This window comes from Paenarthrobacter aurescens (assembly GCF_041549525.1).
Classification (GTDB): Bacteria; Actinomycetota; Actinomycetes; order Actinomycetales; family Micrococcaceae; genus Arthrobacter; species Arthrobacter aurescens.
On the sequence record NZ_CP157456.1, the window covers coordinates 379,229 to 396,856 of the forward strand.

The 17,628-nt window shown below is 63.7% G+C and carries 21 protein-coding genes; 16 read left to right on the forward strand and 5 right to left on the reverse strand.

Features of this window, described 5'->3' with window-relative positions:
* Positions 1–3: 3 nt before the first annotated feature.
* From ABI796_RS01900 to ABI796_RS01910, 3 genes are read left to right on the forward strand one after another with little or no spacing between them, the layout of a single operon-like run.
* Entirely contained in the window at positions 4–438 is a 435-nt protein-coding gene (locus tag ABI796_RS01900; RefSeq protein WP_141286697.1) for a hypothetical protein, read from the forward strand.
* Positions 435–1,193, forward strand: coding sequence for an AzlC family ABC transporter permease (locus ABI796_RS01905; protein WP_141286695.1), 759 nt, complete (start codon positions 435–437; stop codon positions 1,191–1,193). Before ABI796_RS01900 ends, ABI796_RS01905 begins: the two co-directional genes overlap by 4 nt.
* On the forward strand, positions 1,190–1,501 hold the full coding sequence (locus tag ABI796_RS01910; RefSeq protein WP_141286693.1) for an AzlD domain-containing protein: 312 nt from the start codon (positions 1,190–1,192) through the stop codon (positions 1,499–1,501). Before ABI796_RS01905 ends, ABI796_RS01910 begins: the two co-directional genes overlap by 4 nt.
* Positions 1,502–1,515: 14 nt before the next feature.
* On the opposite strand, the gene ABI796_RS01915 is transcribed toward ABI796_RS01910, so the two are convergent.
* Both ABI796_RS01915 and ABI796_RS01920 read right to left on the reverse strand, forming a co-directional pair.
* Positions 1,516–2,046, reverse strand: a complete 531-nt coding sequence (locus tag ABI796_RS01915; RefSeq protein ID WP_141286691.1) for a DUF5684 domain-containing protein — start codon at positions 2,044–2,046, stop codon at positions 1,516–1,518.
* 81 nt (positions 2,047–2,127) lie between these two features.
* Positions 2,128–2,757: a TetR/AcrR family transcriptional regulator gene (locus ABI796_RS01920; protein WP_141286689.1), complete on the reverse strand. Its 630-nt coding sequence runs from the start codon at positions 2,755–2,757 to the stop codon at positions 2,128–2,130.
* A 92-nt stretch (positions 2,758–2,849) separates the two neighbouring features.
* On the opposite strand from ABI796_RS01920, the gene ABI796_RS01925 reads away from it, so the two are divergent.
* From ABI796_RS01925 to ABI796_RS01950, 6 genes are all read left to right on the forward strand, one after another.
* Positions 2,850–3,182: a thiamine-binding protein gene (locus ABI796_RS01925; RefSeq protein ID WP_024819214.1), complete on the forward strand. Its 333-nt coding sequence runs from the start codon at positions 2,850–2,852 to the stop codon at positions 3,180–3,182.
* A gap of 40 nt (positions 3,183–3,222) precedes the next feature.
* Complete coding sequence (locus ABI796_RS01930; protein ID WP_141286687.1) at positions 3,223–3,894, forward strand: O-methyltransferase; 672 nt, start codon at positions 3,223–3,225, stop codon at positions 3,892–3,894.
* Positions 3,895–4,398, forward strand: a complete 504-nt coding sequence (locus ABI796_RS01935; protein ID WP_141286685.1) for a GNAT family N-acetyltransferase — start codon at positions 3,895–3,897, stop codon at positions 4,396–4,398.
* A gap of 205 nt (positions 4,399–4,603) precedes the next feature.
* Positions 4,604–4,906 carry a hypothetical protein gene (locus ABI796_RS01940; protein ID WP_303409105.1) on the forward strand — a complete coding sequence of 101 codons (303 nt, stop codon included), beginning with the start codon at positions 4,604–4,606 and terminating at the stop codon, positions 4,904–4,906.
* Entirely contained in the window at positions 4,887–6,092 is a 1,206-nt protein-coding gene (locus tag ABI796_RS01945; protein ID WP_373092180.1) for a cupin domain-containing protein, read from the forward strand. Before ABI796_RS01940 ends, ABI796_RS01945 begins: the two co-directional genes overlap by 20 nt.
* Positions 6,093–6,094: 2 nt before the next feature.
* The gene (locus ABI796_RS01950) at positions 6,095–7,036 is read left to right on the forward strand and encodes a sucrase ferredoxin (RefSeq protein WP_246095899.1); all 942 of its coding nucleotides are present in this window, start codon (positions 6,095–6,097) and stop codon (positions 7,034–7,036) included.
* On the opposite strand, the gene ABI796_RS01955 is transcribed toward ABI796_RS01950, so the two are convergent.
* Positions 7,009–7,179 carry a hypothetical protein gene (locus ABI796_RS01955; RefSeq protein ID WP_170224985.1) on the reverse strand — a complete coding sequence of 57 codons (171 nt, stop codon included), beginning with the start codon at positions 7,177–7,179 and terminating at the stop codon, positions 7,009–7,011. The genes ABI796_RS01950 and ABI796_RS01955 overlap by 28 nt on opposite strands.
* A 118-nt stretch (positions 7,180–7,297) precedes the next feature.
* Between ABI796_RS01955 and ABI796_RS01960 the strand changes: the two genes are divergently transcribed.
* A complete protein-coding gene (locus ABI796_RS01960) occupies positions 7,298–8,221 on the forward strand; it encodes a spermidine synthase (protein WP_141286373.1) in 924 nt (307 codons plus the stop codon).
* On the opposite strand, the gene ABI796_RS01965 is transcribed toward ABI796_RS01960, so the two are convergent.
* The gene (locus ABI796_RS01965) at positions 8,204–9,961 is read right to left on the reverse strand and encodes an ABC transporter ATP-binding protein (RefSeq protein WP_141286375.1); all 1,758 of its coding nucleotides are present in this window, start codon (positions 9,959–9,961) and stop codon (positions 8,204–8,206) included. The genes ABI796_RS01960 and ABI796_RS01965 overlap by 18 nt on opposite strands.
* The gene (locus tag ABI796_RS01970) at positions 9,958–11,724 is read right to left on the reverse strand and encodes an ABC transporter ATP-binding protein (RefSeq protein ID WP_246095900.1); all 1,767 of its coding nucleotides are present in this window, start codon (positions 11,722–11,724) and stop codon (positions 9,958–9,960) included. The genes ABI796_RS01965 and ABI796_RS01970 overlap by 4 nt, the downstream gene beginning before the upstream one ends.
* 40 nt (positions 11,725–11,764) lie before the next feature.
* On the opposite strand from ABI796_RS01970, the gene ABI796_RS01975 reads away from it, so the two are divergent.
* The 6 genes from ABI796_RS01975 to ABI796_RS02000 all read left to right on the forward strand — a co-directional run bounded on the left by ABI796_RS01975 (position 11,765) and on the right by ABI796_RS02000 (position 17,624).
* Positions 11,765–12,619, forward strand: a complete 855-nt coding sequence (locus tag ABI796_RS01975) for a helix-turn-helix domain-containing protein (RefSeq protein WP_246095901.1) — start codon at positions 11,765–11,767, stop codon at positions 12,617–12,619.
* Between the two features lie 145 nt (positions 12,620–12,764).
* On the forward strand, positions 12,765–13,697 hold the full coding sequence (locus ABI796_RS01980) for an ABC transporter substrate-binding protein (RefSeq protein WP_141286379.1): 933 nt from the start codon (positions 12,765–12,767) through the stop codon (positions 13,695–13,697).
* Positions 13,694–14,575, forward strand: coding sequence for a siderophore-interacting protein (locus tag ABI796_RS01985; RefSeq protein ID WP_141286381.1), 882 nt, complete (start codon positions 13,694–13,696; stop codon positions 14,573–14,575). Before ABI796_RS01980 ends, ABI796_RS01985 begins: the two co-directional genes overlap by 4 nt.
* Positions 14,576–15,682, forward strand: coding sequence for a Fe(3+)-siderophore ABC transporter permease (locus ABI796_RS01990; protein ID WP_141286383.1), 1,107 nt, complete (start codon positions 14,576–14,578; stop codon positions 15,680–15,682).
* The gene (locus tag ABI796_RS01995) at positions 15,679–16,767 is read left to right on the forward strand and encodes an iron chelate uptake ABC transporter family permease subunit (RefSeq protein ID WP_141286385.1); all 1,089 of its coding nucleotides are present in this window, start codon (positions 15,679–15,681) and stop codon (positions 16,765–16,767) included. Before ABI796_RS01990 ends, ABI796_RS01995 begins: the two co-directional genes overlap by 4 nt.
* The gene (locus tag ABI796_RS02000) at positions 16,764–17,624 is read left to right on the forward strand and encodes an ABC transporter ATP-binding protein (protein ID WP_246095902.1); all 861 of its coding nucleotides are present in this window, start codon (positions 16,764–16,766) and stop codon (positions 17,622–17,624) included. The genes ABI796_RS01995 and ABI796_RS02000 overlap by 4 nt, the downstream gene beginning before the upstream one ends.
* The last annotated feature ends 4 nt before the right edge of the window (positions 17,625–17,628 follow it).

The window sequence follows — 17,628 nt, forward strand, 5'->3', positions numbered from 1 at the left end:
CTCATGCCTTTTCGCTGGTCAGCCCAAGCAACCCGAACCACCTCTGCAGTAGCTCTGAGCGCACTGCTCCTGACCAGCGCCGCGAAGCATTTCCGCACGCCTAAGTTCTATTACCCGGTGGTGCCTGGGTACTTGTGCCGAAGGGATGAGCCCGGAAGCCGCCCCAACGGGCCCTTGGCAGTTATGTCCCGTGAGGAATGGGTTGCGGCATCGGGCCTGCTTGAGGTGACTGCCGCCGTCGGACTTTTGATCCCTGCCACGCGCCGGGTGGCCGCAGACGCCACCACTGCGATGTTCACCGCATTCCTTGCCGGGCATATAGATGCACTTCGGCGCGCCTATGGTCCGAAAGGAACAGCTGCCGAGCGGCGTATCCATACCGTGCGCCTGCCCCTGCAGATTCCGCTCATCCTGTGGTCGTGGAGCCTTCGGAAATGAGTACCAGCCCGGCTTCCATGAAGCTCAGGGAATCTCCTGCTTTTAAAGTTGCAGTGTCCCTGAGCATCGCCACTGGCTTGTATGGGGTGTCCTTCGGTGCCTTGGCAGTGGCATCGGGGTTCGATTTCTGGCAGACCATGGTGCTGAGCCTCCTGCTGTTCAGCGGAGGTTCGCAGTTCGCCTTCATCGGCGTCGTTGCCGGCGGTGGATCCGGGGTGGCCGCCATGACAGCCAGTGCGCTGCTGGGTCTTCGCAACGGCATTTACGGGATGCAGATCAACGCGATGCTCCGCCCTGGCGGGTGGAAGCGTTATGTTTCCGCGCACGTGACCATCGATGAATCAACGGCGACGGCGTCCGGCCAGTCGGATCCGGACGAGCAACGACGCGGGTTTTGGACAGCCGGCATTGGCATATTCATCCTGTGGAATATCTTTACGGCAATTGGTGCGCTGGCCGGTGACGCCATGGGCGATCCCAAACAATGGGGCTTGGACGGTGCTGCGGTTGCGGCGTTCCTGGCTCTGCTGTGGCCACGCTTGAAGGGCCGCGAACCCTGGGCGATTGCCGCCGCCTGTGCACTAGCCACCATCCTGGCCGTGCCGTTCGTTCCGTCGGGTGTTCCCATCCTGGTGGCGGCAGTAGTGGCCGGCGTGATCGGCTGGTTCAGCCACGCACGCATGGATGAAGGATTGGAACCGGACCTGGATCCCTATGCGGAGAAGCACCAGCGCGAACACGGGGGCAGGAAATGAACCTCTGGCTGTGGATCCTCATTGCCTGTGCTCTGGCGTACCTGACCAAGCTGGTGGGCTACTTCGTCCCTGCCAAGCTGCTGGAGAGCCCGCGGATCATGCACGTTGCCGGCACCATGACCATTGGCCTGCTGGCATCCCTCACCGTGGTGAACGCCGTGGCGTCAGGACAAGGCCTGGTCCTCGATGCCCGTGTGGGCGCCTTGGTTGCCGCGGCCGTTGCGCTGTGGCTGCGCGCGCCGTTCCTTGTAGTGGTGATTTCAGGCGCAGGAGCCGCAGCATTGCTGCGGCTCCTGGGTTGGAGCTAATTACCTGGCTGAGGTTAGCGGTACTGCTGACCACTGGGCTGTTGCACCGGCGGTTGCTGTACAGGCGGCTGCTGCATCGGCGTCTGGGCGTAGCCTTGCGGGTACGGCTGCGCATATCCCTGCGGGTAAGCCACGAATTGCTGTCCGGCAGCGGGTCCGAGGTAGCGCGCGGAGCCGTACGAAAGCATGGGCACGAAAACCACCGGCAACAGGACCAGGCCAACGGTGTATCCGGCGTCTTTTCCGAATGATTTGGCGAGGTCGTTCATGGACACGATGCTGAAGTAGATGCCTGCGAACGGGATGAAGAAGAGCAGGTACCAGTACCAGGGGCGGCCTGCGATTTCCAAGAGCTTTATTCCGTTGTAGACCGGCACGAAGGCACCCCACGCAGGCCGGCCGGACTTGGTGAAGATTCCCATGTAGAGCACGCCGACGATTGCGAAAATCACCGCAAAGTAGATCACCATGAACAGCAGGCCAAGGCCGACCGCGAGAGCGGAATCGGCTCCGCTGGAAGAGTATGAGCTCAGGGGAATATTCATACAACCGACCCTACGGTGCCCGTAGCTGGCCCGCCATGGGCAGGACTCACCATGGGCAGCTATCGGGCAGGGCGTTGGTGCCTAGACAGCCTCAGAAAAGGTCATCCCCGGGATACCCGACTGTTCCGGCAGCGGCCGGGACGGGCGCTCCGTGCGGATGGCGTCCTCGATCAACGCCACAGGACGCTTCCAGGCTTCGGACCCCGGCTCCATGGTGTCCACCGCGCCGATCAGCATGGCCACCAAGCGGACCATATCCTCGATGGTGATATCGCGTCGCAGGGAACCCTGCCCCTGGCCACGCTCCAAAAGAACGTTCATGGACCCGATCAGTCCACCGGTAATGCCTACGAGGAGCCCGCGCCTGCCGGCAACCGCGTCCAGGAGGTTTGCGTCGTCGCTGGCGACTTTCACCACGGCGTCGATCACGTTAATGAGCCCCTCGGCGGCGTCCATGCCGTCCAGGGCAGCCTCTGCTACGGGATCCACGTGCAATCTGAGTTGCCGTGACAGGGCTGCGAGAACCAGTTGCTCTTTGTCCGAGAAATTGCGGAACAGTGTTGCGGGGCCAACTCCAGCGGTGGCCGCGATGGTCTGGAGGGGTACTTCGGGGCCGTGTTCCCGGAAGCACTGCCGGGCGGCGGTAATGATCTTGTCCACATTGCGTGCGGCGTCGGCCCTGAGGGGCTTGCGTTCAGAGGGCTGTTCCATGCTTGTCAGGGTAGCAACGGAGCGCCGCCGCTCTGTTGTTACGCGGGAGTACGTTCTTATATGACAAACCGGTACGTGAAACACTGGATTTTATGTTGCTTGCATTCTCAGTCGCCCCTTCGGGCCAGCCCGCTTCCGCCGCCAACGGGGGACCAACCCCTGACGCTTCCGTGCACGACGCCGTCGCTGCCGCCGTCAAGATCGTCCGTGAATCCGGACTGCCCAACCAGACGGACTCCATGTTCACCACCATCGAGGGCGAATGGGACGAGGTGTTTGACGTGGTCAAACGCGCTACGGAGGCAGTTGGCCGCTACGGCAGCCGGGTGTCACTGGTGATCAAGGCGGACATCCGCCCCGGGTACAGCGGCGAGCTGACCGGCAAGGTTGAACGCCTCGAAGACGCCATTTCCGCCACGGACTAGATCCTTCCCCCGCGCTGCGGCGGGTGCCAGACTGGGGGCCATGATTGAACACGTTACCGAGCCTGGTTGGGTGGACGTAGAGCACTACCTCACGGACGTCCTCGTGCGCCCGGAACCTGCCCATAAGCGCGCCCTGACCTCCGCCGTCGAGGCCGGCATGCCGGCGATCGAAGTAGCCCCCAACGCGGGCAAGCTGCTCCGGATGCTGGTGCAGATGTCCGGGGCAAGGCGGGTGCTGGAGATCGGTACCCTGGCCGGATTCAGCAGCATCTGGATGGCACAAGGACTGCCCGACGACGGCAGGATAGTGACGTGCGAATTCCTCCAAAAGCATGCGGACCTCGCACGGGCCAATCTTGACGCCGCCGGAGTTGGGCACAAGGTGGACATCCGGGTGGGTGCTGCCTTGGACACGCTTCCCGCGTTGGCAGGCCAGGAGTCGTTCGACTTCGTTTTCATTGACGCAGACAAGGAAAATGATGCGAACTACCTCGACTGGGCCATCCGGCTGGGGCACCCCGGCACGGTGATAGTGGTGGACAACGTCATCTGGGACGGCGCCATCCTGGAGCCCGAAAGGGACCACGTGAATGCACCCGGTATTGTGGCTGCGCTGGAAAAGATGGGCCAGGATCCACGCCTGGATGCCACGGCCATCCAGACCGTGGGCAGCAAGGGATGGGACGGTTTTGCCATAGCGAGGGTGCGGTAAATGGATTTCACGATTCGCCAGGCTACGGTGGACGATGCCGGGGCCATGGCCCTGATGCACGTCCAGTCGTGGAAAGAGGCTTACGGTCACCTGCTCCCTCCGGAGTTCTTCGCGAAACAGGAAGCAGCCCTGCCCCGCAGGATCGAGCGGTACCGGGAATTCATTGCTGCAGGCCACACCCGGATGCTTGCCCATGATCCCGACGGTCAACTGGTGGGCCTCGGCGCAGCAGGTCCCGGTCAGGACGAAGACGGTCCCTGTGAGCGTGAGCTTTTCATGCTCTACACCCTGGAACGCATCCATGGCAGGGGAGTGGGCCAAGCCTTGGTTGATGCCCTGATCGGCGACGGTCCGGCGTACTTATGGGTGCTGGATGATAATCCCCGTGCCCAGGCTTTTTACCGGCGCAACGGTTTTGTGCCGGACGGTAAACGGCAGCTCTGCGACCCATCCTGGTACTCGCTGCCGGAACATCGCATGGTGCGTCCTGGCGTCGGGCCTTAGCAGGCTCAAAATGCGCGCAAGCTGTTCCCACCGCTGACCCATATGGATATGGTGATCACGGGCGGTGCGGCTGAAGATCGCCCGGGTTGAAATCGGGCGCCGAAACCGGAGCCTGAGTACGCCATTCGATTCTCGGGAGGAAGCATGTCTGATCCAGAGCAGGATCCAAACCAGCAGGAGGGCCCCGCGGACGGTGGGGCTTCCGGTGTTCCAGGTACTCACGACGGCGGTGCTGACGGTGGTGCCGATGGCGGCGCTGATGGTGGTGCCGAAGGTCCCGCGGACGGTGGGGCTTCCGGTGTTCCGGGCACTCACGACGGCGGTGCTGACGGTGGTGCCGATGGCGGCGCTGATGGTGGTGCTGAAGGTCCCGCGGACGGTGGGGCTTCCGGTGTTCCAGGTACTCACGACGGCGGTGCTGACGGTGGTGCCGATGGTGGCGCTGACGGTGGTGCCGATGGCGGCGCCGGACAACAAGGCAGCTGAGTTTGAGCTCTGCCAGCACTGATTTCCAGGACCCGGGCGCAGTGAAGAGCGCCGGGGTCCTGGAAACACGACTGATTGACATTGCACGGGAGAGGTTTGCCGGCGAGGTCTGGGGGCGCACTGCGCTGCTGAGCCGCGGAGTCAGCGACTTCTCCGATGTGTTCTCTGCCGGCGCGGTTGACGAGCTGGTTTCGCGCCGCGGTCTGCGCACCCCTTTCCTTCGCGTGGCCAAGGGCGGCTCCACCCTTCCGGAGTCCTCATTCACTTCCCCGGCAGGTGTTGGTGCCACCATCCCGGATCAGCTGGACGACACCGCACTGTGGCGCAAATTCGCCGACGGCGCCACCCTCGTCCTGCAGGCACTGCACCGCACGTGGGACCCGGTGGCGGGTTTCACCAGCCGGCTGAGCTCCGAGCTCGGACATCCTGTGCAGGCCAATGCGTACATCACCCCTCCTCAGAACCGCGGTTTCGACGATCACTACGATGTCCACGACGTCTTCGTTCTGCAGATCGAAGGAACCAAGCGCTGGATCATCCACGAGCCTGTGCACGTGGACCCGCTGCGAAGCCAGCCGTGGACAGATCACCGCTCCGAGGTAGCCGAGGCAGCCCAAGGCCAGGCCTACATAGACACTGTCCTGGAGCCAGGCGATGTCCTGTACCTGCCCCGTGGTTGGCTGCACGCCGCCCAGGCGCAAGGTGAAGTCTCCATCCATCTCACGTTGGGAGTGCACAACTGGACCCGGCACGCACTGGCCGAACAGCTCGCGCAGGCCGCGTTGGCAGCCCTTTGTGAGGACCCCGTGATGCGCGGATCCCTGCCGTTGGGTGTGGATGGGCCTGAGGAGGAACTCGCGGTGATCCGTGAGCGCCTTGCCGCTGCCGTCCTGCAGGCTGACACCACCTCGGCGTTCCAACGCTCAAGGAGAGGCCAGGCGCGCCCGGCCCCTCTTGGCCCGGTGGCGCAGCTCGCGGCCGTACAGGGCCTGGGGCCAGGCTCCTTGGTGAGGCTCCGGGATGCCTTGGAAGCCCGGTTGGAGGGCTCGCGCCTGTCCACCCGCGTTGGTTGGCTGGATTTCCCCGCAACAGACTTGCCGTCCGTGGAGCGACTGCTGGATGGAGGGGAACACCTTGCAAACGATCTTGGGATTGAACTTGTGGAAAGGCTGTTGCGCGCAGGAGTTCTCCTCCCCGCCGGGAACTGACAGTGCCGGGCAGTGACGCGGCTGCCGCCAGGGCGTTTTTCTGCTCCGATGACGCCCGGGTGCGGGGCGACTCCATGGCCGGAACGGCGTCACCGGGACTGGTGTGGGTCCTTATAGAGCACCGGGGCGGGTGGCCGCCCAGTGGCTTCGACGGCCTTGATCTTGAAAGCAGCACCAAAGCCCTGGTGTCCTCGGCAGCACGGGCGGCGGGTGCCCGCGTCCTCCTGGTGCGGCGTCCCGGTCCTCGCCCGCGCCATGGTCCCAAACGCTGGGCCGTCCTTCGCTATCAAAGCTCCGGTGCTTATCAACAGCTCTGGGGCGTGTGGGAGCGGGACGAGGACCTTTCAGGAATTGTTTCAGCGCTGGCATCCCCTGGAGAGACGGGCCTTCCGCCGGTCATCCTGATCTGCGCGCATGGCCGGCATGACCCGTGCTGCGCAGTGCGTGGCCGGCCGGTGGGACGTGCCCTGGGCGAGCGTTGGCCGGAGCTCGTTTGGGAGTGTTCCCATGTGGGCGGTGACAGGTTTGCCGCCAACGCCGTGGTGGTTCCGGACGGCGTGTACTACGGAGGGCTCGACGCCGGGTCATCCCTCACCACGATCGAGGCCCACCTTGCTGGCCGGGTTCACGCCGAATATCTGCGCGGATATACGGACCTTTCCCCGCTGCAGCAAGCGGCCATTGCGGCGGTGCTCGCCCGCTTCGGGCCAGCCGGCAGGCACGATTACCAGGTGACCGAGACCGTGCAGGAGGGCGGGCAGTGGCGCGTCCACGTCACCGGCAGTCCACCCCACCCGGCGCATATTGATGTGGAATTGAAGACCAACCGCTCAGCTCCGTGCCAGCTCACGTGCCTGGCGCCGTCCGTTGGCTCGGTGATGATCTACCAGTCGGCATCCATCCGAAGCAGCGTGCTTCAGCGGGGTTCCGAGTCCTCCGGCTGATCCAGATCCAGCGGCGATACGTCCTGCGGGGAGTCGAGGAGGCTCGGGGGTTTGGGCACGCGCGCCAGGAGGAGGCAGACGACTGTCAGCCAGGCGACCGCCACCGTCAACACCTCCGCCCACACGGATGCTCCTAGTTCCATGTAGAGATCATATGGCCGTTGATGGCAAAACTGTAAGTAGCCTTACTTTATTTGTGACTAACCTGGGTCATGCAGTGCTCCACTAGGCTTGGAGCATGACTCAGGCAGGGCGGAAGTAGTGGCGAAACGCGCTAAGGCGGGCAGGTCCCAGAGGTCGACGGCGGGAGTGGTGGAGGTGCCTGCCGGCACCCGCATTGACGGTCCGGCGGCTGGCGTCTACTACATCGATACCGGCGATTGCGAGTTGATCCAGGACCAGGACAACTCCAACGGCTGGCTGCTCAAGATCAACGGCGTCATGAGCTCCCACATTGATCTCGCGGACCCGCTTCTCCTCGAATTTGAGTACATGCGCTGGATTGCCGCGCTGGTGGAATCCCGATGGCCGCGGGAACTGAAGCCCAAACTCCGGGCCCTTCATTTGGGCGGAGGAGCGTGCTCCATGGCACGGTACTTCCATGCCGGATATCCGGAGGCGCGTCAGGTGGTGGTTGAGCTGGACGGGAAGCTGGCCGACTACGTTCGCGGCTGGTTCGACCTCCCCAAAGCGCCCCTGTTGCGGATCCGTGTGGGTGAGGCCCGGCAGGTTACGGAGTCGCTTAGCCCGGACAGCCGTGACCTCATTATTCGGGATGTTTTTGCCGGAGCCTTCACGCCACAGGCTTTGACCACGCGGGAGTTCACCGCCCATGCGGACTCCGTGCTTGCCCCCGATGGCCTGTACATAGTGAACTCCGGGGACGCCCCGGATCTGAAGAACGCCCGGGCCGACGCCGCCACCATCGCGGACACGTTTGAGCACACCATGATCATTGCCGATCCCGCCATGCTTAAGGGGCGGCGCTACGGCAACATGATCATGGCCGGCAGCCACGCACCTTTCGGCAACGATCCCACTCTTGCCCGCAGGCTTCTGGGTGGTGGCGTCCCGGCCCACATTTGGGACGATGCCAAGGTGCGTGCTTTCGCCAAAGGAACCCCGGTGCGGCACGATCCCCCGGTGGAGACGCCGGGGGAGGGCCCTTCAGCTTCGGCTGAGTGAGCTGTTCCAGGCTTCCCACAAATGGGCGTAGCGGCCCTCGGCTGCCAACAGTTCCTGATGAGAACCGGACTCCACAATGCGCCCCTGCTCCATGACCACCACGGTGTCCGCCGAGGTTGCCTGGGAGAGCCGGTGTGCGATCACCACTGAAGTCCGGCCCGCCAAAGCGGCCTCCGCAGCCTGGTCCAACATGGTGGCAGAACCCGTTCCGGCTTCTGCTGTGGCTTCATCGAGGACTGCGATGGGAGGGTCCTTGAGCATGAGCCGGGCCAAAGCAAGCTGTTGCGCCTGTTCGGGCGTGAGCTGGTGGCCGCCGGCACCTACGGAAGTGTCCAGTCCGTCGTCGAGCGCTGCAACCCAATCAGCTCCAACGGCCTGCAGGGCGTTCGAGAGCTGCTCCGCGGAAGCGTCCGGTTTGGCAAGCCGAAGGTCCTCGGCAAGTGTGCCGGAGAAGACGTGCACCTCCTGGCTGACCATCGCGATCCTCGAGTGCAGGTCCGCCGGCGCCGCGGAAGCAGAGTCCAGCCCGCCCACCCAGGCAGTCCCACTGCCAGGATGTTCCAGGCCCATGATGACCTTGGCGAGGGTAGTCTTCCCGGCGCCCGAAGTGCCCACAATGGCTACCCGCTCAGCCGGACGCACCGTCAGTGAGACGCCGCGGAGTGCAGGGCGCTGGCCGGGGTAGGCGAAGGTGACGTGGTCCAGGACGATTCCAGCTTCGCCGGCGGCCGAGGAGGCCTTGGACGCAGCAGCCGGCTCCGCGTACATGGTCAGTCCGAACATGCGTCCCAATCCTGCCGCAGCCTTCTGCAGTTCATCGAACTGCCCCAGGACCAGCCCGATCGGATCGAACAGCCGGTAGAAATACAGGGCGGCAGCAGTGGCCGCGCCGATCGTCACGGCGCCCTCGGAATGGAGCCAGAAGCCCACTAGCAGCACAGCGGAGAGACCAATCAGCTCCGCAAGATTGAGGCGGTTGTAGAAGCGGGTTAGGTAACCCACGCCACGCAGTGAGTGTCCGATGTTCTCCCGCGAAGCCGCCGCCACCAGATCTGCGTGGCGCGATCCAAGTCCCAGAGCCAGCACGGACGGTGATCCGTGAACGGTCTCAATAATCTGCTCGGTCCGGTTGGCCTCCGTGATCCTCACGGTGCGGTAAATGGGGGCGGTCCGCTTGAGGAACCATCGGAGGGTGAAGATCTGCAACGGGGCTGCAATCAGGACGGCCACCGCGAAGCGCCAATCGATCACTCCCAGGCCCAGCAGGGTCACGCCGATGGTGAAAGCTGCGCTGGTAAACGCCGGAAGAACCCCCGAGATTGCCTCGCTGACGGCTTCGACATCGCCGGACACGCGGGCCACGACGTCGCCGATCCCCGCCTTTTCGAGCTGATTCAGCGGTTTCCGGACGGCGGCGGCGAACACTTCTTCGCGCAGGCCGGCAAGGGCTTCCTCACAGATGCGCGCCAACAGGTTCTGGCCCAGGACTCCCAACAGCGCGCCGAGTCCACCGGCCAACAGCAGCCCGATCGCCAGCCACAGCAAGGACATGACATCCCCGCCGGTAGCTGCAATGTTGACCATCAGGCCCAGAATTGCCGGGGCGGCCAAACCGCAGCAGGAAGCAGCCAGCAGCACAAAAATGGTCAAGGTCAGCTTGCCCGGGCGCTGCGCCAACAGGCGCCACATGGCCTTCCGGGTTTGGCGGGGCGTGGCAATGGGCAGAATGTCCGCACTCACGAGCCCACCACCTCGCGGTAGCCGGCTGACGCCGCCAGAAGCTCGCGGTGCGTCCCTGTTTCCGGTGGCCCGTCCACTCCGCCCACCACCACCCGGTGACAAATGGCCAGCAACGTTGGGCTTGTGGTCACCAGAACAACGGCCTTGTCAGGGAAGTTGCGCAGGCCATCGGCGATCACCGCTTCGGTGGCGGTGTCGACGGCGGTAGTGGGGTCGTGCAGGACCAGCACAGGTTGGCGTTGGTGCAGCGAGCGCCCAAGAACCAGCCGCTGCCGCTGGCCGCCGGAAAGGCCCTGGCCATGGCCGGTAAGAACAGTTTCCGTGCCCTGGGGCAATTGCGAAATAAAATCCCCGACGGCGGCAGCGGCCATGGCGCGCTCGTCCAGCGGGGCCTCGGCTACTGACATATTGGTTTGGACGCTGCCCCGGAACAGGACGGCATCATGGGTGTCGGCAAAGACCCTGGAGCGGACCTGCAGGGGATCGAGCAGGGCGGCGTCCCGGCCATCAATGGAGATCAGGCCCGCGGGAGCGGGGATGCGGAAGCCGAGGGTATCAACCAGCTGACGCGCCTGGGTGCTGTCGGGAAGAACCACTCCTACGATTTCACCGATTGATGCGGTGAAAGGCGGGAAATCAACTCCTTCAGCGTCTGGCCGGAGCTCCAGCAGCGGAGCTGGACCACCTGTCAAGGCGAGGTCCGCCGCAGAAGCAGCTGCCGCCGTCGGACGTTCTTCCGCTTCCGGCGCGGGCACCGCCTCCGGTTCCTCCAACAGGACTGCGATCCGTGCCGCCGAGGCGCGTTTGCGCGCAAGCTCAACGCTGAGGAAACCCAGCCACGTCATGGGTCCTTGAACAAACTGTGCAACACCAACAACGGCCACCAACTGCCCCACAGTAATGGTGCCCTGGACTGCGAACCATGCTGCGAAGAACGCGATGCCGGCCAGGAAAGCGGCAGAAAGGGCGGTGCTCGCTCCCGTGTAGGCCGATTTGGCGCGGATGGCTTTCAGGGCAGATGCCAGTGAGGCGCGGCTCGCGGCACGGTAGCGGGCGATTGCTGCATCCTCGGCACCAAGGCCCTTGAGGGGGCGGGATCCTGTGATGAAATCGGTGGCCAGAGCACCGGCGCGGGCGGCCGTGGATTGTTCAACGTCGCTCCGGCTCTCCAGCGGTTTGGTGAGCCGGTGCATCACCAGCAGCATGATGGGGGTTGCCAGGAGGACGGCCAGCCCCAAGGGGACCGAAATCAGCAGGAGGGTCACCGCTGAGGTGATCACGCCCGCCGCCGCAGCCAGGCCGCCGCTGATCAGCCAGGAGAGTCCCGCAACCCTGTCCGCGTCCGAGGAGGCTATGGCCACGATTTCTCCGGGTGCACGTTTGGCGGCCATGCCACGCGGATGAAGTGTCCGCTCCACCACCAGTTGGCGGAGGTCATGTGAGCCGAAATTGAAGGATCTCTCAATGGCCAAGGTTCCGAATCTCCACGACAGGGCCAGCACCACGAACACAACTGCCAAGGCGCCGAGCCATCCAAGGAGGGCGCCGGCGTCGTTCGGTTCAATGGCGTTGTCCACGGCGGCACCGATGGTTGCCGGCACCAGAGCCTCACTGACCTGGTGCAGGGAGAGCCCTGCACAGCCTGCCACTAACAGCTTCCAGCGTCCGTTGGCGAACAACGTGAAGCTGAAGAGCCGGGAGACCTTCCAGGGTTGCTTGGTACGCCCGGGCGGGCAGGGCGGAGTGGCGGAACTGGAAGGCATGCTTAACATAGTAAGGCTCACCTAACTTTGAGAAGGCCAGATGACCCGCCAAGCTATATCGCAATCCGGACAGACCGTGGCAAACACCGAAGTGCTGCCGGACGCCCCCTCTGAGGGCGAGGCGATGTGGCCGGACTACGGCGTCTACACGGGTTATTTCGAGTGTGCGACGCCCGCAACCTGGACTGAACACGTCCACGATACTCATGAGCTGCTCTGGGGCGCCCGCGGCGTGCTGACGGTGGAGGCCGACGGCGGCTTCTTTGCCGTTCCTGCAACCTTGGGGCTCTGGATTCCTGCGGGTGTGATGCATGCGGTCAAGTCCACGCAGGGGACAGGGTTCTACTGTTCACACATTGATGTCCGGCTCGCCCCGGAACTGGCGCGCAGAACTGTCGCTGTGACTGTCCCTGCTGCCGCTCAGGAACTGCTGCGCCATATGAGCAACTTCGACATGGATGACTCCATTCGGAAATCTTCGGAGCAAGTGGTTCTGGGGCTGTTGGACGTTGTGGATGCCAGGCCGATGCTGTTGCCGATGCCCACCGACCCCCGCTTGGAGCTCATTGCCCGGGCGCTCCTGGATGATCCCGCCCTGGACCGTTCACTGGAGGAATGGAGCGTCCAGGTGTCCATCAGTGTCCGTAACCTGTCCCGCCTCTTCCATAAGGAAACGGGGATGACGTTTGCCCAATGGCGCATCCATGCCCGGGTGCGGGTTGCCCTGGGTTTACTGGCGGCCGGCTACCCGGTTTCCTCGGTCAGCAGGAGGGTGGGTTACAACAACCCGAGTGCCTTCGTTCAAGTGTTCAGAAAGGTCATGGGGCACACTCCGGGCTGGTATGTGGCCTCCCTTAAGGCCGGAAACCATCACTCTTTGGCCGGTTCTGAATAGAATCCAGCGGTTTTTCAGCTCATTGCGTTGTTAGGGTAGGTATACCTAACTTCGGCGGCCCGATTGAATACCTACAGCCGCTACCGGGAGCTCTCCGTCTCCCCTGAGAATCAAGAGGACCGCAGTGATTTCACGCTCTAAAACCATGTCTGCCGCCGTTGCGGCCATGGCATCCGCAGCCCTTCTTCTAAGCGGCTGCGCCACCACTGGTGCCAGCGCCACCGCCACATCCGAGACGCGGACGGTCCACAGTGAGGTCAAGGAAGTAGTCATGCCGGCCGAGCCCAAGAAGGCCCTGGGCATGTACACCACGGATTTGGACATGCTCATTACGCTCGGCATTCCGCTCGCCAGCCAGCAGCCCATCCGTGACAGCGGCTACTCGAGCTTCCCGTACTTCTTCGACCAGGACGCCCTCAACGGCATCACGCCGTTCACCAACTACCCGGAATTCAACTTCGAGGCCATCCTCAAAGCACAGCCGGACGTCATCCTGAACGGTCTGGGCTACGACAAGGAATTGGACGGGAAGCTCTCCGACATCGCCCCCACCTATACCTTCAACGGCTTTGACGGGAGCGACTGGCGTACCAAGTTCAAGACCGTGGCCGAGGCTTTCGGCAAGACGGAGCAGTACCAGGCGTGGATGGACAAGTACCAAGCCAAGGTGGACGACGTAAAGAAGCGCTTGGCTGAGGCCGGCAAGAGCAACCTGGTAATCGGCCCCGTGGACTACTACGAGGACCAGGTCTCGGTCAGCTGCTACGGAACGCCCTGCCTGGTCATCAGGGACCTCGGCTTGAAGGTTTCCCCGCTGGCTGACGGCGAAGGCGTCAAGCTCAGTGCCGAGCAGCTCGAACAGCTCAACGGAATCGACGCCATCATCACCACCGAGGTTCCAGAGAAGGACGGAGCCAACCCGGATGCCTTCGCTCCGCTGGCCAACAACAAGCTGTGGACTTCACTGCCCTTCGTGGCCAACAAGCAGATCCACACCTATGACCTCGAAATGATTTACGGCTCGCCGAGTGGCCAGTACGCCTTGCTGGAGAAGTTCGAAAAGGCGCTCCTGTCATGATGAGCATCTACCGGGCCGAGGTCATTTCCACACGTCTGTTGACCCCGGGAATGGTCCGGATAACCTTCGGCGGTCCCGGCCTGGCCGGATTTGAGACCACCGGTGTGGGCGACGAATACCTCCGGGTGTTCCTTCCTGATCCGGGCACCCATGAGGCGCGGCTGCCCATCTCAACCGGAGATTCCTGGGACTGGTCCAAAGACATCGAGCCGTCCGCCATGCGGACGTACACGGTCCGCGGTGTGGACGCCTCGGCCGGGACTGTGGACATTGACTTCGTAGTGCACGACGGCGGATTGGCAGCTTCCTGGGCGCAGCGCGCCAAGGTGGGTGACGTCGTCGGGCTCAACTCGCCCACTGGACTGTATGAACCTCCGGCCGGGCTGCAGTGGCAGATCCTGCTGGCTGATGCCACCGGGCTGCCCGCCGTGGCGCGGTTGGTGGAGCAGACCCCGCCCGGTGTTCGCACCCGTGTACTGATCGAGGTGGAGGATCCATCGCACCAACAGGAACTGACCCTCGGCGCCGGAACCGAAGTCGCCTGGATTTACGGCGGGAACGGCCACAGCCAGTCCCGATTGGGTGAGGTCCTGCGCTCCATGGAGTTCCCCGGCGGGGTGGGATACATCTGGGTGGCCGGCGAAACCAAGGTGCTGCGGGGAATCCGCAAGTACCTCCGGCATGAGAAGAAGCTCACGCCCGAGTCCTACAAGCTGATCGGCTACTGGACGGACAAGAGCGAGGCTTGGGAAGAGCGTTGGGAAAACCTCGACGCCGAAACCCGCCGCTGGTTTGACGAACTGTGGTCCAACGAGAAGCGCGATCGCGAGGAAATCGTGGACCTGCAGGACGCCAAGTTCGAATTGCTGGGCCTCTAAATGGCATCCGGAACCATGGCGCTGAGTTCCATAGCCGAAGCCTCAGCGGCTGACGTGCAGGACGCGGTGCCGGCTTCACCTGCTGGCGCGCGCCCTGCGGGCCTCGCCTCAGTGAACCGGTACCGCCTTCTGGGATTGCTCGCAGCAATTGGCGCTTTGGCCGTGGTTCTCTGGTTGAGCCTGGTAGTGGGCTCAAAGGACATTGACCTGGCCGCTCTCTGGCCCGCCATCACGGCCTACGATGCCTCGCCGGAACACGTGATCATCCACGATCTCCGCCTGCCCCGAACCGTCACCGGATTGGCGGTTGGTGTTGCCCTGGGCCTGTCCGGGGCGCTCATCCAGGCCCTGACACGCAACCCGTTGGCGGACCCCGGCATCCTGGGCGTCAACGCCGGTGCCGGGTTCTTCGTGGTCCTGGGTGTTGCGATCTTCGGAGTCACCACCATCCAGGAGTACATCTGGTTCTCCTTCCTCGGAGCTGTGGTTGCCACGGTTGCCGTGTACCTCATCGGGTCACGGGGGAGGGGCGGCACCACCCCGCTCCGGCTAACGCTGGCCGGCGTTGCACTCGGGGCAGTGCTGGGCGGAATCTCGTCCGGGATCACGCTGCTGCGCCCGGCCGTATTCGACAGCATGCGCAGCTGGAGCGCCGGAACGCTGAGCAACCGCACCTGGGAGATTTTCACTACCGTGGCGCCGTTCATTCTTGCGGGGACATTCATCGCCCTCGCCATGGCCCGGCCACTCAACGCGGTGGCTATGGGCGAAGACACTGCCAAGGCCCTCGGCGCCAACATTGCCGGCACCAGAGTGTGGACCATCATCGCAGTGACTTTGCTGTGCGGCGCCGCCACAGCCGCCGCAGGCCCCATCGGATTCGTGGGCCTCATGGTCCCGCACGTGGCCCGATGGTTCGTTGGCCCGGACCAACGCTGGATCCTGGCCTACACCCTGGTGCTCTCGCCAGTACTGCTCTTGGTGTCCGACATTGTGGGCCGCATTGTTCTCCGCCCCGGCGAAATGCAGGTAGGAATCATCACCGCATTCGTAGGCGCACCCGTCCTCATCTGGCTCATTCGACGCCGGAAAGTGAGCACTCTATGATGCGCACCGATCTCGCGACCCCCGTCCGGCAGGCACCAGCCATCGACTTCGGCCGGCGAACCCTCGCCGTCCGACGCTTTGGCGGACGCGTTTCCCTTCGCTTCGACGTCCGCACCCTGGTTGTCACCGCCGTCCTCGTCACCGCCGCCCTGGCGCTCGCCGTCGTCGCCCTCGGCCTGGGTGAGTTCAGCGTTGCGGTACCGGACGTAGTTTCGGCGCTGCTGGGCCAATCCAGCGGCGCCGTGCACATGGTGGTGGTGGAGTGGAGATTGCCCCGCGTACTCCTGGCCCTGTTATTGGGGGCGGCCATGGGTGTCAGCGGGGCAATCTTCCAGTCGCTGACCCGCAACGCGCTGGGCAGCCCGGATGTGATCGGCTTCAACACCGGCGCCTACACGGGCGCGCTGGTGGTCATCCTGCTGATGGGTGGCAGCTACTTTGCAGTGTCTGCCGGTGCGCTGGTGGGTGGACTGGTGACGGCGGCCTTGGTCTATTTGTTCGCCTACAAAAAGGGCATCCAGGGTTTTCGGCTCATCATTGCCGGCATCGCCGTGAGTGCCATGTTGGCTTCGGTGAACACCTACTTGATCCTCAAGGCATCTTTGGAGCAGGCCATGTCCGCTGCCGTGTGGGGTGCCGGTTCGCTCAATAAGGTCTCGTGGGATCAGGTGCTGCCGGTCGTGACCGTTTTTGTGGTTCTGCTGGTTGCGCTGTCTTTGTACGGCAGGCGGTTGGGGCTCTTGGAAATGGGCGACGACGCCGCCCGCGCCTTGGGTGTTCGGCTGGAAGGTTCCAGGCTGGTCCTGGCAGTTGTTGGAGTGGCCTTGACCGCCATGGTCACCGCAGCTGCCGGGCCGATCGCGTTTGTTTCATTGGCAGCCCCGCAACTGGCGCGGCGACTGACCAGGTCCGCTTCGGTGGGTATGGTTCCGTCGGGTGCCATGGGCGCGTTCCTTTTGGTGGCCAGCGACATCGTGGCGCAGAACCTCTTCGCGCCCATCCAACTACCTGTTGGGGTGGTGACCGTCAGCATTGGCGGCTGCTACCTCGTGTGGCTCCTTGCCCGTGAAGCGAAGCGGCAATGAGTGAAGAACTGAAGGAGATTGCTGTGACTGATGTGGTGGCTGCTGCTTTTGGTGCGTTGTCCGGGCCCGTCCGAGGAATCGGTTCGCGGCTCCACGCCGAGAATGTGAGCCTTGGCTACTCCGGCCGCACGGTGTCACAGGCGCTTGATGTGCGCATTCCCGATGGTGAGTTCACGGTGATCGTGGGCCCGAATGCCTGCGGAAAGTCGACGCTCCTGCGCGCGCTGTCACGGCTGCTGGAGCCCACATCGGGGTCTGTGCTTTTGGACGGCAAAAGCATCTCAGCCTACGGGGCCAAGGAAGTAGCCCGACGGTTGGGACTCCTGCCGCAAACCTCCATAGCGCCCGACGGAATTACCGTGGCGGACCTGGTTGCCCGGGGGCGCTACCCGCACCAGAAATTGCTTCGTCAGTGGTCCGAGGCTGATGAGGCCGCAGTAGTTGATGCGCTGGAGGCCACCAACGTGACTTCACTGTCCGGCCGCTTGGTGGATGAGCTCTCCGGAGGTCAGCGGCAACGCGTGTGGGTGGCCATGGTTCTTGCCCAGCAAACCCCATTGCTGCTTTTGGATGAACCCACCACATTCCTGGATATCGCGCACCAGATTGAGCTCCTGGAACTGTTCCGGCGGCTCAATCGCGAAGGCAACACCCTGGTGGCCGTGCTCCACGATCTCAACCATGCCTGCCGCTACGCCACGCACCTGATTGCCATGAAGGACGGGGCGGTGGTCGCGGAGGGTCGCCCAGCCGATGTAGTCACGGCCGAGTTGGTGGAGCACGTGTTCGGCTTGCCGTGCATCGTGATCGAGGACCCCGTGAGCCACACACCGCTGGTGATCCCGCTGGGGACTTGATTCC